Below are 13,662 nucleotides of genomic sequence, written 5' to 3'. Positions count from 1 at the left end.
CTAGTCATGTCGAAGATATCACGCGTGATTCGACAGCCGGTTAGTGGATCGCACGATCGTGATGACCTGCTTAATCGCATGAGGAGAACAGGGTTTAGGGAGTCCTGGCGTCGCGATAATCTTATCGGTGCGCGTGTATCCTGTCGTTTCCCGGCTGGATGATCCTGACGGAAACGAAGCCAGCCCGGGGGCCTCGTCGGCCGGCGGATGGCTGAGGCCACGCTGCGGCGCTCGGCATCGTCCCATCCGGCTTCGAGGGAACGAACGGCGGGCATCGGCAATCCCGGACGGATTTCTCGCGTCGACCACCTGGTGCGTCACATCTCCGTGGCAAAGATCGTGCAAGGGGCGCACGGAGTCGGCGGAATGACCCGTCCGGCCATTGTCCTTACCCGAGGCAACACCTTCGCCCGCCAGGAGCAATCCGAGGCGGGCTTTTTGTTCGGCGCCACCGCTGCGGGACGAACCCATCCGGCAGGCCGCTTCCCTGCCGAGCGCGACGATGAACACCCGCGCGAACCTCGGTCGGGCTCAGCCGTTGGTCCTCTGCGAGAAGACTTGCAAAAAACCGGCAACACAACAGGCGAGGAAACGATGGCTGAGAACAAGCAGGATCCGCTGGACGTCCCGATGGATCAGGTGATCACGCGGAATGGCAACCGCGATCCCGAGGGCTCCGCGCCGAAGGGCGAGGCCGGGCAGGCGGCGACGGCCCAGACCCCCCGGATCGAGGGCAGCCACACCCAGGAAACGGTCGATCCGTCTGAGCGGCTCCCCGAGGAGCCCGAGGAACAGAACGACCTCGCCTGACCCGATCCCCACAACGGGCCCGGCCCTCGTCGGGGTGCGCCGGGTTCTCGACGCTCCGGCCATATCGCCGAAGCCGCCGCCTAGGACGCCACGAGACGCATGGGCGGTCCGGCCCCGCGCGGTTTCGTGGCCGTCGCGGACCGCGTCTGGTTGCGTCCGCCCGCCTTGGCCTCGTAGAGGGCCGCGTCGGCGCGTTCGTAGAGTTCTCCCCCGGCGGTGCCTCCCACGCCGTCCTCGACAGCCAGTCCGATGCTCACCGTGACAGCACCCGCGCCGATGCCGGCCGTCGGCACCGCCAGCGTCGCCACGACCGCGTGCACCTTCCTGGCGATGCGGTGGGCTCCGTCGAGGTCGGTGTCGGGCAGCAGGATCACGAACTCCTCGCCGCCGACGCGGGCGACGAGGTCGTCCGGCCGGTGCACGCTGGCCGACAGGCAGCGCGCCAGGCAGCGGAGCACCTCGTCCCCGACCGAGTGACCGTACCGATCGTTGTAGCGCTTGAAGTGATCGGCATCGACGACGAGCAGGGACAGCGGTCTGTCCGTCCGCCGCGCGCCCTTCCGGGCTCGTTCGAACACCTCGTCGAACCGGCGCCGGTTCGGCAGCCCCGTCAAGGCATCCGTGAGCGACAGCTGGGCGAGTTCGGCTTGCATGGCGGCGCGGCGGCGGAGCTCGCGCCCGAACAGCAGCGACAGGGCGGCGGTGAGCCCACACAGGACCAGCACGACGACGCCGATGACGAGCGCCTTTGCACGCCATCCGCTCTCGATCGCGTCGACGGCGAGCGCCACGTTCAGGATCAGCGGAAGGTCGCCGACGCGTGCGAAGGTGTAGAGCCGCCTGATGCCGTCGCGGACGGAGGTCTCGACGAAGCTGCCGCTGCCTTCGCGTGCGAAACGGTCGAAGGTTCGAGAGCCGGCGATGTTCACGCCGATATCGGCTTCCAGGTAAGGGTGGCGCGTGATGCGGGTGCCGTCGCGCAGATAGAGGTTGATCGCGCCCTCGTTGCCGAGGCCGATCTGGTCGAAGAGGCGGCTGAAGAAGGTCAGCTTCAGGCTCCCGAGCACCAGCCCGCCGAAGGAGCCGTCGGGCTTGTCGATCCGCCGGGTGAAGGTCAGCATGCGCTCGCCCGTGAGGCGTGAGACGATCGGCCGTCCCACATGCAGGCCGAGATGCCGGTTGGCCTTGTGGGCCTGGAAGTAGTCGCGGTCGACGTAGTTGCCCTTGCGCGGCGGGAAGGCCGCGGCGTCGATGATCACGTCGCCGTTCTCGTCGAGGACGAACATGACGCCGAGGTCGCGCGCGGACGCCGCGCGGTCGAACAGAACGAGCTGGCGCATCTCCGGCTCGAGCTGCGCGAGGCCCGGGGCGCGGAGATTGTCCTGGACGGCCCGGAGCGAGAGGTCGACGATCTCGACGTTGCGGGCGATGTCGCGCTCGATGACCTGTAGCAGGTTCTTCGAGGTCTGCCCGGCCTTGTCCCAGGCATCCTGCCTCAGGTCGAGCAGCATCAGGCCGGAGACGGCGAGCATCCCGAGGGGCGCCAGCACGCCGAGGACGATCCATGTCCGGGCGGAGCGGAGCCGGCGCGCGAAGCGGTCCGGAAGGATCATGTCGGCAGGATCATGTCGGAAGGATCATGTTGGAAGGATCATGGGCGAGCGCTTCCTGCCTTCGTGGTGTCTCCTTGGTCCTTGGTGCCCCAAGAATTAAGAATGCGCTACGGCAGATGATGTTGGAAAACCGACAGTGATTCTATCCTTAATAAATCGTCATCGAACGCAACAGAGAATTCCTGGCATGATCTCTGACGGCATCGTTCTGCGTTTTTTCGATGCGCGTTCGTCAGAAAACTGACCAACAGCTTGGCAATTTGCTCGATCGTTGCCGTCTGGTATTTCGAGGCGCGAAGCATCGACTACAGGGATGCACGGATGTCGGTGTGACCGAGGCAGGCGCGCTTCGCCGGCTCCCGGTGGATCGATGCTGCCCCTGGGCCGCACCGCAGATCGGGGCGGACACGGTGCGGGCATGAGCCCGGGCAGCCTTTTCCCGCACCGGATGTCCGGCGGCTGCCGGTGCCCTCCGGGACGACGACTCCTGTGCGCGTCGGCGTCCGCGCCTTCGGCGGTCCGGACCTGCGCGCCTCGGCCCGACGATGCAGCCTTGCGGCAGGTCGACGCGTTGTCGGAGCAAATTCGACAGGCCAAACGTCCGCATGCCTTGCCGCAAGCCCGTCACCCTTTCGCTCAGTCCCGGGCGTCCAGCCGCCACCGGGCGGGCGCTCACCCCGGGGCGCGACGGCGACAGGAGCGCGGTCGTGCGCCCGGCGCCGCGCCCGCTCGACGCTCGCGTGCACGCCTTCGAGAGCCACCGCGACGTGCCGTCCTCGGCGGCCGAGGCTTGATCGCATGAGCGAGTCCCTGGCCTTCCTCGCCGGCGGCGGCGAGGCCGCCCGCATGATCCGCACGTGCGACTGGTCGGGTCATCCCCTCGGGGCTCCCGAGACCTGGCCCGAAGGCTTGCGCGTCGCCCTCAGCCTGGTGCTGAACTCGCCGGAATCGATGATCCTCGCCTGGGGGCCGGACCTCACGTTCTTCTTCAACGACGCCTACGTCCCGCTGCTCGGACCTCGCCTGCCCTGGGCCATGGGCGAGCGCTTCGACGTGGTCTGGGCCGATGCCTGGGACCAGGCGAGGCCCATCATCGACGATGCGTTCGCGGGGCGCAGCCGGCGCTTCGACGACCTGCCGTGGAAGCTCGCCACCGACCGGGGCGGCGCCGACACCTGGTTCACCTTCTCGTATTCGCGGGTGCTCGACGGCGCGGGGGGCGTGGCCGGGCTGTTCGTCTTCACCAACGAGACCACCGCGCGGGTGCTGGGCGACAAGGCGCTGCGCGAAAGCGAGGAGCACTTCCGGCAGACGGTGGAGCTCAACCCGCAGGTGCCCTGGACCTGCGATCCGCACGGCAACATCACCTCCTACTCGCACCGCTGGCTCGAACTCACGGGGCAGGCGCCCGGGGAGCCGGACGGCACCGGCTGGACCAAGGCGCTGCATCCCGACGACCTAGCGCCGACGGGGGCGGCCTTCTCGGCCGCGTTGTCCTCGGGCGGGCCGGTGGACGTGGATTACCGCATCCGCATCGCCGCCACGGGCGAGTACCGCTGGCAGCGGGCCCGCGCCTACCCGCGCCGGGATGAAGCCGGCGCGATCATCCGCTGGTACGGCGTCGTCGAGGACGTGCACGACCGCAAGCTCGCCGAGGCGAGCCTACGCGAGAGCGAGGCCGACCTGCGCCTCGTGGCCGATGCGCTCCCGCTGCTCGTCGGCTTCGTCGACCGGAGCCTGACCTACCGCTTCGTGAACCATGCCGCCCGCGTCTGGTTCGGACGCACGCCGGAGGAGGTGGCCGGCCGGCGGGTTCCCGACATCGTCGGCGAGGCCGGGTTCCGGGCGCGGCGGCCGAACATGGAGCGGGCGCTCGCCGGAACGGCGGTTCGCACGGATCTGCTGTGGCCCTGGCCGGACGGGCGCCGACGCATCGCCGACATCCGCTACGAACCGCGCCGGGATTCCCGGGGCGCGGTCGACGGCTTCTACGTCTTCGTCCAGGATGTGACCGGCCAGCGGGACGCCGAGGCCGGGTTGGCGGCCGAACGGGACCGCCTGTGGGAGCTCAGCGAGGACCTGCTCGTTCAGGCCGATTACGAGGGCCGCCTGCTCCGGGTCAGTCCGTCGTGGACGACGCTGCTGGGCCATACCGAGGAGACCCTGCTCGCCCGGCCGTATGCCGAACTCGTCCATCCGGACGATTTCCCGGTCGTCATGGAAGCCTTGCTCGCGATGCGGGCCAGCGACAAGCCGGTCCGCTTCGAGGACCGGCTCAGGGCCGCCGACGGGACCTGGCGCTGGGTCGCGTGGAAGCTGGCGCCCGAGCCCGGTGGCAGGCGCCTGACGGGGACCGGCCGCGACATCACCGCGGACAAGGATGCCGCCGAGCAGAGGGAACGCCTCGAAGCGCAATTGCGCCAGTCCCAGAAGATGGAGGCTGTGGGCCAGCTCACGGGCGGGCTCGCGCACGACTTCAACAACCTGCTCGCGGGCATCTCCGGTTCGCTGGAGCTGATGCAGACCCGTATCGGTCAGGGGCGGCTCAAGGACATCGATCGCTACATGTCGGCCGCCCAGGGGGCAGCGAAGCGCGCTGCCGCGCTGACCCATCGCCTGCTGGCGTTCTCGCGCCGCCAGACGCTCGACCCGAAGCCCACCGACGTGAACACGCTCGTGCGCGGCATGGAAGAGCTGATCCGGCGCACGGTCGGCCCCGCCGTCACGGTCGAGGTGGTCGGGGCCGCCGGGCTGTGGGCGGCCCTGGTCGACCCGCCGCAGCTCGAGAACGCGCTGCTGAATCTCTGCATCAACGCGCGCGACGCCATGCCGGATGGGGGCCGCATCACGATCGAGACCGCGAACGCCTGGCTCGACCGTTGGGCGGCGCGCAAGCACGACGTGCCCGAGGGGCAGTACCTCTCGCTCTGTGTCACCGATACCGGCACCGGTATGGGCCCCGACGTGCTCGCCAAGGTGTTCGACCCGTTCTTCACCACCAAGCCCATCGGCCAGGGGACCGGGCTCGGCCTGTCCATGATCTACGGCTTCGCCAAGCAGTCGGGGGGGCAGGTGCGGTTGTACTCGGAGGTGGGCGAGGGCACGACCGCCTGCATCTACCTGCCGCGCCATCACGGCCTGGTGACCGAGGACGACCCGCTGGGCGGTCTGACGGAAGCGCCGCGCGCCGAGCAGGGCGAGACGGTCCTCGTCGTCGACGACGAGCCCACCGTGCGGATGCTGGTGACCGAGGTGCTGGAGGATCTCGGCTATACCGCCATCGAGGCCGCCGACAGCGCCTCGGGGCTCAAGGTGCTGCAATCGGACGTCCGGATCGACCTGCTCGTCACGGATGTCGGGCTGCCGGGCGGGATGAACGGTCGCCAGATGGCGGACGCCGCCCGCGTGAACCGGCCCGACCTCAAGGTGCTCTTCATCACGGGCTACGCCGAGAACGCCGTCGTCGGCAACGGCCACCTCGAACCCGGCATGGCGGTGCTGACCAAGCCCTTCGTGGTGGAGACGCTGGGTGTGCGCATCCGCGAAATGATCGCGCAGGGCTGACGCATCCTCATGAGACAGCGGGGCCTGGCGCGGCAGCAGGGCCGGTCTCGGCCGTGACATCGTCGGCCCGGCCCGAGCGGTCCCGCCGCGACACCCACTGCCCACCCACGCAAGATACGTCTGCCGCCGCTCATGATTTGCGGTGGTCTCGAAGAGGGTCACGGCCGCCCCTTCGAGGAAGGGCTGATAGCATCGGACCCGATCACGGATTCGTGAGATCCTGCAGAATCCTAACCGAATAGGTCGTGTAGCTGCGGCGCTCCGGAGAGATGTTTCGATTTAACCGAATTTTTACTTCGCGCTTTGACGAAACGACAACAAGTAACTGATACGCGGCAAGCATGCTGCTTACGCTCGTCACGCTTCTCGAATCTCAGGCGGTCAGTTTCGTTCTGGCGGCAGCCACGATCTGTACGGTCAGCGCGTGGCTGATGGTCCACCTGATCCGGAAGGCGGAAGACAGATCCGGGAAGCGACGCATCGGATGGCTCATCGCCGTGGCCGTGGTTGCCGGTGTCGGGGTTTGGACCACGCATTTCATGGCCATGCTCGGGTACCGCACGGACATCGTCCTGAGCTACAGCTTCGGCAGGACGCTGGCCTCCGCCCTGATCGCCGTGGTGGCCGTCGGCCTACCCTTCGCTCTTTCCGCGATGCCGGCCCGCAGATCGTTGCGGGCGCTGCTCGGTGCGGGGTCCGGGTTCGGCATCGGCGCGATGCACATCACCGGCATGTCCGCCCTGGAAGGCTGCGTGCAGGATCAGTCCGCGCTCGCCAACGCCTTCGCGTGCCTCGTGGGCACGACGGTCATGGGGATCGTGCGGGGTCTGCCGCCGCAGCGGCATCCGTACGCCGTGGCCTGTCCGCTGATCGTGCTCGCGGTCTGCGGCACGCACTTCACCTCGTTGGCCGGAACCAGCATCGAGGGCCAGCACGCGGGTGCGCTCGTGCCGAACATCCAGGTGGCGCTGAGTCTCCTGACGGCGGGAGGCACCGCGATCCTCATCGTCGGGGCCTTCATCGCCTTGGCCGCGACGGGCCGGTTCGAGGCCCAGGAAAAAGCGCATCTGAACGTGCTCGCCACGGCGCTGCAGAGCATGTCGAACGGCATTCTGAAAATCGCGTCCGACGGGACCATCGAGCTCTACAACCAGCGCCTGTGCACCATGCTCGGGCTGTCTCCGGACGAGCTCTCGGTGGGCATGCGCCTGGAGCGTTTCCTGGCCATGACGGGCAAGGCGAACGGATGGAGCGTCGACCGCACCGCCAACGTGGTGCGCAACCACTGGCTCTGGATGGAGAAGCGTACCGAGACGCGGGTCGAACATCAGTTCGACGACGGCCGCATCCTGATGATCGCCTGCCAGCCGATGACGGACGGCGCCGTCCTGACCTACGATGACGTGACCCGGGACCGGCGCGCCCAGGAGGAAATCTCGCACCTGGCCTATCACGACCCGCTCACCGGGCTTCCCAATCGGCGCGCGCTCAGCGAGCGCCTGCTGACCGATCATCGCGGCGGCATCCCCTCGACCCTCCTCCTGATCGACCTCGATCGGTTCAAGGCCGTCAACGACACCTTCGGGCATTTCACGGGCGACCAGCTTCTCGTCGCCGTCGCCGACCGGCTCCGCCGGTTCTCCGACGAGGGCTTCGTCGCACGCCAGGGCGGTGACGAGTTCGCGATCCTCACGCCGGGCGACGCGACCTCCGGCCGGGATCTCGCCGAGCGGATCGTCACCGAGATCGATCGGCCCTATGCCTTGGACAGCGTGACCGTCGTCATCGGCTGCAGCATCGGGATCTGCGACTTTACGGACAGCAGCAGTCTCGACGACCTGATGCAACGCACCGACATCGCGCTCTACGAAGCCAAGCGGCGCGGTCGCGGGCAGGCGGTGCGCTACCAGCCCGGCATGATGGAGGCCATCGCCGAGCGCGGCCATCTCGAGAACGATCTGCGCGGCGCCTTGGCCCATCGGCAATTTCACCTCGTCTACCAGCCCATCATGTCGCTGACGGACGATCAGGTCGTGTCCTACGAAGCGTTGATCCGCTGGACGCATCCCCTGCGGGGACTCGTGTCGCCGGCCGACTTCATACCGCTCGCCGAGGAGAACGGCCTGATCGTTTCGATCGGAAAATGGGTCCTCGAGGAGGCTTGCCGCGAAGCGGCGCGATGGCCGCCGAGCCACCATCTCGCGGTGAACGTGTCGGCGGTCCAGCTGCGATCCCCCCTGCTGCTGACGCATGTCGCGCAGGCCCTCTCGGAGAGCGGCTTTCCAGCGCATCGCCTGGAACTCGAACTGACGGAGACGGCCCTGGTCGAGGACGGGCGCCAGATCGCCCACACCCTGACGGCGCTGCGCAGCCTCGGCATCAAGATCGCCATGGACGATTTCGGAACCGGCTATTCGTCCCTGGCCCATTTGCGGGATCTCCCGCTCGACCGCATCAAGATCGACCGGAGCTTCGTGGCCGCGGCGCTGCACGACAAGCAGTCCCTCGCGGTGATCAAGGCCGTGACGCAGATGGGCCGGGACATGGACATTCCGACCCTGGCGGAGGGTGTGGAGAGCCTGGAGCAGCTCAACCTCCTGCGGGACATCGGGTGCGACGCGGTCCAGGGGTACCTGATCGGCCGGCCCGCCCCACCGGCGCAGGGCAACCCGTCGGACGGGATCGAACTGGCGGCCTAAGGTGCTCTTTTCCGACGTGCGCTCCTTTGCCGAAGCGCGTGCCGGTTGGGCGTGCGGGACGCGCGTCGAAACGAAGCCTGGACCTGCTTCCCGTCGGGGCGGTTCGCGAATCGACGGTCCGGATGCCGGTGGACACCGATGGCGGGAGTTTCGATGCGGGATAGGAAAAAATGGTGCCGGTTGCGGGACTTGAACTCGCGACCTACCGCTTACAAGGCGGTTGCTCTACCAGCTGAGCTAAACCGGCGCAGGGTGATGCGCTAGCAGCGCCGTCCGTCCGGCGCAAGTCCGCCGGTCCCGGCTCGCCGTTGCGTCGCGCCGACCCCACCCTACGGCCGGGCGCGTCGCGGTTCGGTGGGCCTCGCGACGGGTCGGGCGCCTCGCGATTCCGGATCACGCCACCCGGCGCGTGTCGGCGAAGGTGCGTCCGTCGTCGAATCGGTAGCTGATCGATTCGGTCAGGCGGCCGCTCGCCCGGACCTGGATCGCCCTTGGGCGGGTGAGGGCATGCCGCTGGTCCACGGCGTCCGCGACGGTCATCGGGGCATCGCGCCCGCCCCCGAGTTGCCGCCACCACTGCACCGCCTTCTCGCGGGGATAGCCGGCCTGCTCCAGCGCGACGACGATGCGGTGGGTGCGGTGGTCCGTGAGCAGAAAGACGACCTCGAGGTCGTCGGGCTGGCCCGGGCGCGCCCGGGACGCGAAGCGCCAATCCACCACCTCCTGCCAGGTCGGGAGCGCGCCGGAGAGGATGGAATGCGCATCGTCCGCCGTGGCCTCGTGGCTCGGGCCGTCCTCGCTGTCCGGTTCGACCCAGCAGGCCTCGCAGGTGCTGGCGTTGAGGGCGATCAGGGCGCCGCAGCCGGGGCAGGGCTTGGCGCGGATCTCGCCCTCGCGGCCCCGGATCGCGGCGGCGCTGTGGCTGGTGACGATGTCGACGGGGCCGTGCATCCGCACCAGGCCCGCATAATCGAGGATGAGCGCATCGGTCTTGCCGGCCGCGCGGCGCAGGGCCCGGCCCACCTGCTGGACGTAGAGGCCGGTGCTCTGGGTCGGCCGCAGCAGGGCGACGAGGTCGACTTCGGGCACGTTGAACCCGGTGGAGAGCACGCCGACCGAGGTCAGGCAGCGCACCCGGCCTTCGCGGAACGCCCGGACGATGCGGTCGCGCGCGCGCTTCGGCGTCTCGCCCGAGAGGGTCTCGCAGGGATAGCCCTCGGCCCGGATCGCGTCGCGCACGGCCTCGGCATGGGCGACACCGGCGCAGAAGGCGAGCCAGGCGCGGCGTCCATGCCCGTAGCCCACCATCTCCTCCACCGCCGCGCGGGTGATCCAGTCCTGGTTGACGGCGGCTTCGAGGGCGCTCGGGATGTAGTCGCCGCCGCGCTTCGGCACCTGGCTGACATCGAGGGCGGTCCGCGTGGCCTTGGAGATCAGCGGCGCGAGGTAACCCTGGTGGATCAGGTCGCCGACATTGGCCTCGTGGACGATGCGCTCGAACAGGCGGCCGGCGCCCTCGTCGAGGCGGCCGCTGTCCAGGCGATAGGGCGTCGCGGTGAGGCCGACCACGCGCAGGGCCGGGCGGGCCTGCCTGAGGGCGGCGAGGAACCGGCCGTAGCGGGTCTCGGCATCGCGCGGGATCAGGTGCGCCTCGTCCACCACGACGAGGTCGAAGGGCTCGAGCGCCTGCGTCCGGTTCCAGATCGACTGGATGCCGCAGAACAGAACCTGCGCGCCCGCGTCCCGCCGGCCGAGCCCGGCGGAGTAGATGCCGGCCGGTGCCTCCGGCCAGAGGGCGAGGAGTTCCCGGTGATTCTGCGCGATCAGCTCACGGGTATGGGTCACCACGACGACGCGGTAGCCCGGGGATTCCTCCAGGAGCTCGCGCACGAGGGCCGCGATGACGAGGGACTTGCCCGCCCCGGTCGGCAGGACGATGAGGCTGGCGCCGTCACCCCGGGCCCAGGCGGCACGGAGCGCGTCGAGGCTGGCACGCTGGTAGGAGCGGAGTTCCATCGGCGGGGCTTCTAGCGCCGGTGCCGCCCCGTGTCCGTGTCCAATCTGCCGCGCCCCGGACGGCTCTGGACGCGAGAACGCCCCACGCGCCGGATCGGCCCGCGAGGCGTTCGTGAGTCTGACGGGTTCGGCGCGCGACCGGAAGCCCGGGCGCGCCGCCGATCACCGGATCAGCAATTGTCGGCGCCGTCGCCCTTCACGACCTGACCCTCGGCAGGCTTCTTCTCGCCGGGGGCGGGCTGGGTGTTGGCGCCGACGTTGTTCATCGCGCCGACGGTGCCGGGCGACTCGGCCTTGGCGCCGGGCGTCACGTTCGTGGTCGAGCCGCCATCCACCTTCGAGGACTTCTCCATCGAGGCGGACTTGTCCTTCATCGAGCTGGTGGTGCCGGTCGCGCAGGGAGCCGCGAAGGCCGAGGTGGCGGTCAGCATCAGGGCGGCGGTGGCGAGGGCAAGATTCCGAGCGGTCATGTTTCCTCCAAGATTAATTCTTCTGGAGCCTAACCCCGTACCCTGCCACTCGTTCCGTCCTTTGATAGGCAAATGTGGCATCATAAATCCGGCGGAGAACGCCCCGCCGAATTCTGAATACGTCCGAAAACCGCGATCAGGCGGTCGCCAGGGCCGCCGCCATCTTCTGCGCGAAGGCGACGGGGTCGCGCGGGGTATCGCCGTCCTGGACGCGTGCGAGGTCGAGGAGCGTGCCGGCGGCGTCGGCGATGTCGTCCTGGGCCTCCACCCGGGCGCTCAGCGCCCGGATCAGCGGATGGCGCGGGTTGATCTCCAGCACCGGCATGCCGCCGCCGCCGCGTCCCGCCCGGCGGAGCAGGCGCTGCATCTGCAGGTCCGGGCCCTGCCCGGAGGCCGAGAGCACCACGGCGCTCTCCACGAGGCGGTCCGTGGCGCGCACGTCCGACACGTCCGACCCGAGCGCCGCCTTGAGGGCACCGACCAGGGCGTCGACCGGAGCCGGTCCCTCCTCGCCCTCGGGCGTCTCGCCCGCGAACTTCGAAAGATCGACCGCGCCTTGCGTCACCGAGCGCAGGGGCTTGTCCTCGAAGCGGGCCAGGGCTTCCGGCCAGAACGCGTCCACGTGGTCGGAGAGCAGGAGCACTTCGACGCCGCGAGCCCGGAAACCTTCGAGCTGGGGCGAGCGCTTCAGGGCATCGGCATCGTCCGCCACGAGGTAATAGATCGCCTCCTGGCCGTCCTTCATGCGCGCGACGTAGTCCGGCAGCGAGGTCCAGCCCTCCACGGCCGAGGACTGGAAGCGCAGGAGCGGAGCGATCTCGGCCCGGCGCTCATGGTCCTCGTAGATGCCCTCCTTGAGGACGGGGCCGAAATTCTCCCAGAACGGCCGGTAGCCCTCGGCGTCCTTGGCCCGGTTGGTGAGTTCGGTCAGCACCCGGCCGGTGACCGCGCGGCGGATCTTCGTCAGGACCGGGGTCGCCTGCAGCATCTCGCGCGAGACGTTGAGGGGCAGGTCCTCGGTGTCGACCACGCCCTGGACGAAGCGCAGCCAGGAGGGGAGGAGTTCCGCCTCGTCGGTGATGAACATCCGGCGTACGTGCAGGCGCACCTTGCTCCCGCGCTCGCCCTCCACCGCCTGGAACGGCTTCATGCCGGGCACGAACAGCAGGGCCGAGAATTCGAGGGCGCCTTCCGCACGCCAGTGCAGGGTCGCCCAGGGCTCGTCGAAGTTCATGCCGACGTGGCGGTAGAACTCGGTGTACTGCTCGGGGGTGACCTCGGATTTCGGCTTGCGCCACAGGGCCGTGCCCTGATTGGCGTTCTCCTCGTTGCCATCCTCGCCCTGGATCGCGATCGGCACCGTGATGTGGTCGGCCCATTTGCGCACGACGTGGTCGAGGCGGTAGCTCTCCAGGTACTCGTCGGCATCCGCCTTGAGGTGCAGGACGATGTCGGTGCCGGGCTCCGCGCGGGTGGCGGGCTCCAGGGTGTAGCTGCCCTGGCCCTCGGACGCCCAGGTCCAGGCCTCCTCGGAGCCGGCGCGGCGCGAGGTGACGGTGACCCGGTCGGCGACCATGAAGGCCGAGTAGAAGCCGACGCCGAACTGGCCGATCAGGCTCGGCTTGTCCTCGGGCTTGGCATCGCTGAGGCTCTGGCTGAAGGCGCGGGTGCCCGAGCGCGCGATGGTGCCGAGGTTCTGGGCCAGTTCCGCCTTGGTCATGCCGATGCCGGCATCCGACAGCGTCAGGGTCCGGGCTGCCTTGTCGGGCACGATGCGGACCCGGGCGTCGGCGGGCAGCGCGGAGGCCTGATCGGTCAGCGCCTCGAAGCGGCGGCGGTCCATGGCGTCGGCGGCGTTGGCCACCAGTTCGCGCAGGAAGATCTCACGGTCGGAATAGAGCGCGTGGACCACGAGGTCCAACAGGCGCCCGACCTCGGCACCGAACTCGTGCCGCTCCACGGTGTCGCTCAAGGGATCGCCTCCGGGTGTCGAAAAGGATGATGTCCGGGCGCGATATGCCTCTGCGGTTTCAGGAATTCAATGGCGGCCAAGGTCGGTGCTCCACCGCGGCGGCGGGGGCTCCCGCCGGGCTCGGCGGAACCGATCGCCCCACCGTGTGCAACCTTGGGACGTCTCGAACGTCACCGTGACTTCACAGCACCGCGACAGGAGACGCGCCAAATGGAACCGATGAAGCCGATGAAGCCCATGGAACCGATGAAGCCCATGGAGCCGATGAAGGGCGCCGAGCCGTGGTGGCCGCAGGAACTCGGCCAGCCGTCCACCAGCGGCGGCCAGAACGGCCTGCGCTACGCCTTCTTCCCCGACAAGCAGCGCCTGCTGGTCGAGACCGATGGCAAGCTCACCACCTACGACAGCGGTGACCACCGGATCGGCGGCGTCTCGCAGTCCAACGGACGGGCACCGACCTTCACCAGCCAGAACGGCGACGTGAACGTGAACGACCTCAAGGTCGTCGACTGAAGCCG

The 13,662-nt window shown here is 68.9% G+C and carries 9 protein-coding genes and 1 tRNA gene; 5 read left to right on the top strand and 5 right to left on the bottom strand.

Going from position 1 to position 13,662, the window contains the following annotated elements; all coding sequences use genetic code 11:
* The first annotated feature begins 366 nt into the window (after window positions 1-366).
* Window positions 367-810 carry a hypothetical protein gene (locus tag OF380_RS06465; RefSeq protein ID WP_264049944.1) on the top strand — a complete coding sequence of 148 codons (444 nt, stop codon included), beginning with the start codon at window positions 367-369 and terminating at the stop codon, window positions 808-810.
* Window positions 811-890: 80 nt separating this feature from the next.
* Here OF380_RS06465 and OF380_RS06460 read toward each other — a convergent pair whose 3' ends face one another.
* Window positions 891-2,423, bottom strand: a complete 1,533-nt coding sequence (locus OF380_RS06460) for a sensor domain-containing diguanylate cyclase (protein WP_264049943.1) — start codon at window positions 2,421-2,423, stop codon at window positions 891-893.
* 605 nt (window positions 2,424-3,028) lie between these two features.
* Between OF380_RS06460 and OF380_RS06455 the strand changes: the two genes are divergently transcribed.
* The 3 genes from OF380_RS06455 to OF380_RS06445 all read left to right on the top strand — a co-directional run bounded on the left by OF380_RS06455 (window position 3,029) and on the right by OF380_RS06445 (window position 8,686).
* Entirely contained in the window at window positions 3,029-3,217 is a 189-nt protein-coding gene (locus tag OF380_RS06455) for a hypothetical protein (protein ID WP_264049942.1), read from the top strand.
* A gap of 4 nt (window positions 3,218-3,221) precedes the next feature.
* Window positions 3,222-5,987: a hybrid sensor histidine kinase/response regulator gene (locus tag OF380_RS06450; protein ID WP_264049941.1), complete on the top strand. Its 2,766-nt coding sequence runs from the start codon at window positions 3,222-3,224 to the stop codon at window positions 5,985-5,987.
* A 341-nt stretch (window positions 5,988-6,328) separates the two neighbouring features.
* Entirely contained in the window at window positions 6,329-8,686 is a 2,358-nt protein-coding gene (locus tag OF380_RS06445) for a bifunctional diguanylate cyclase/phosphodiesterase (protein WP_264049940.1), read from the top strand.
* A gap of 171 nt (window positions 8,687-8,857) precedes the next feature.
* Here OF380_RS06445 and OF380_RS06440 read toward each other — a convergent pair.
* The 4 genes from OF380_RS06440 to htpG all read right to left on the bottom strand — a co-directional run bounded on the left by OF380_RS06440 (window position 8,858) and on the right by htpG (window position 13,144).
* Window positions 8,858-8,933: transfer RNA gene (locus OF380_RS06440), tRNA-Thr, on the bottom strand.
* Window positions 8,934-9,079: 146 nt separating this feature from the next.
* Window positions 9,080-10,702 (bottom strand): DEAD/DEAH box helicase, encoded by a 1,623-nt coding sequence (locus OF380_RS06435; protein WP_264049939.1) that lies wholly within the window; start codon window positions 10,700-10,702, stop codon window positions 9,080-9,082.
* A 170-nt stretch (window positions 10,703-10,872) separates the two neighbouring features.
* Window positions 10,873-11,172 (bottom strand): hypothetical protein, encoded by a 300-nt coding sequence (locus tag OF380_RS06430; protein WP_264049938.1) that lies wholly within the window; start codon window positions 11,170-11,172, stop codon window positions 10,873-10,875.
* A gap of 136 nt (window positions 11,173-11,308) precedes the next feature.
* The gene (gene htpG, locus OF380_RS06425; RefSeq protein ID WP_264049937.1) at window positions 11,309-13,144 is read right to left on the bottom strand and encodes a molecular chaperone HtpG; all 1,836 of its coding nucleotides are present in this window, start codon (window positions 13,142-13,144) and stop codon (window positions 11,309-11,311) included.
* A gap of 210 nt (window positions 13,145-13,354) precedes the next feature.
* Between htpG and OF380_RS06420 the strand changes: the two genes are divergently transcribed.
* Window positions 13,355-13,657 (top strand): hypothetical protein, encoded by a 303-nt coding sequence (locus OF380_RS06420; RefSeq protein ID WP_264049936.1) that lies wholly within the window; start codon window positions 13,355-13,357, stop codon window positions 13,655-13,657.
* The last annotated feature ends 5 nt before the right edge of the window (window positions 13,658-13,662 follow it).

The sequence above is a fragment of the Methylobacterium sp. FF17 genome (assembly GCF_025813715.1).
In the GTDB taxonomy this organism is placed as follows: Bacteria; Pseudomonadota; Alphaproteobacteria; order Rhizobiales; family Beijerinckiaceae; genus Methylobacterium; species Methylobacterium flocculans.
Note: the sequence above shows the minus strand (reverse complement) of the source record. Positions and strands in the feature narration are given on the sequence as shown.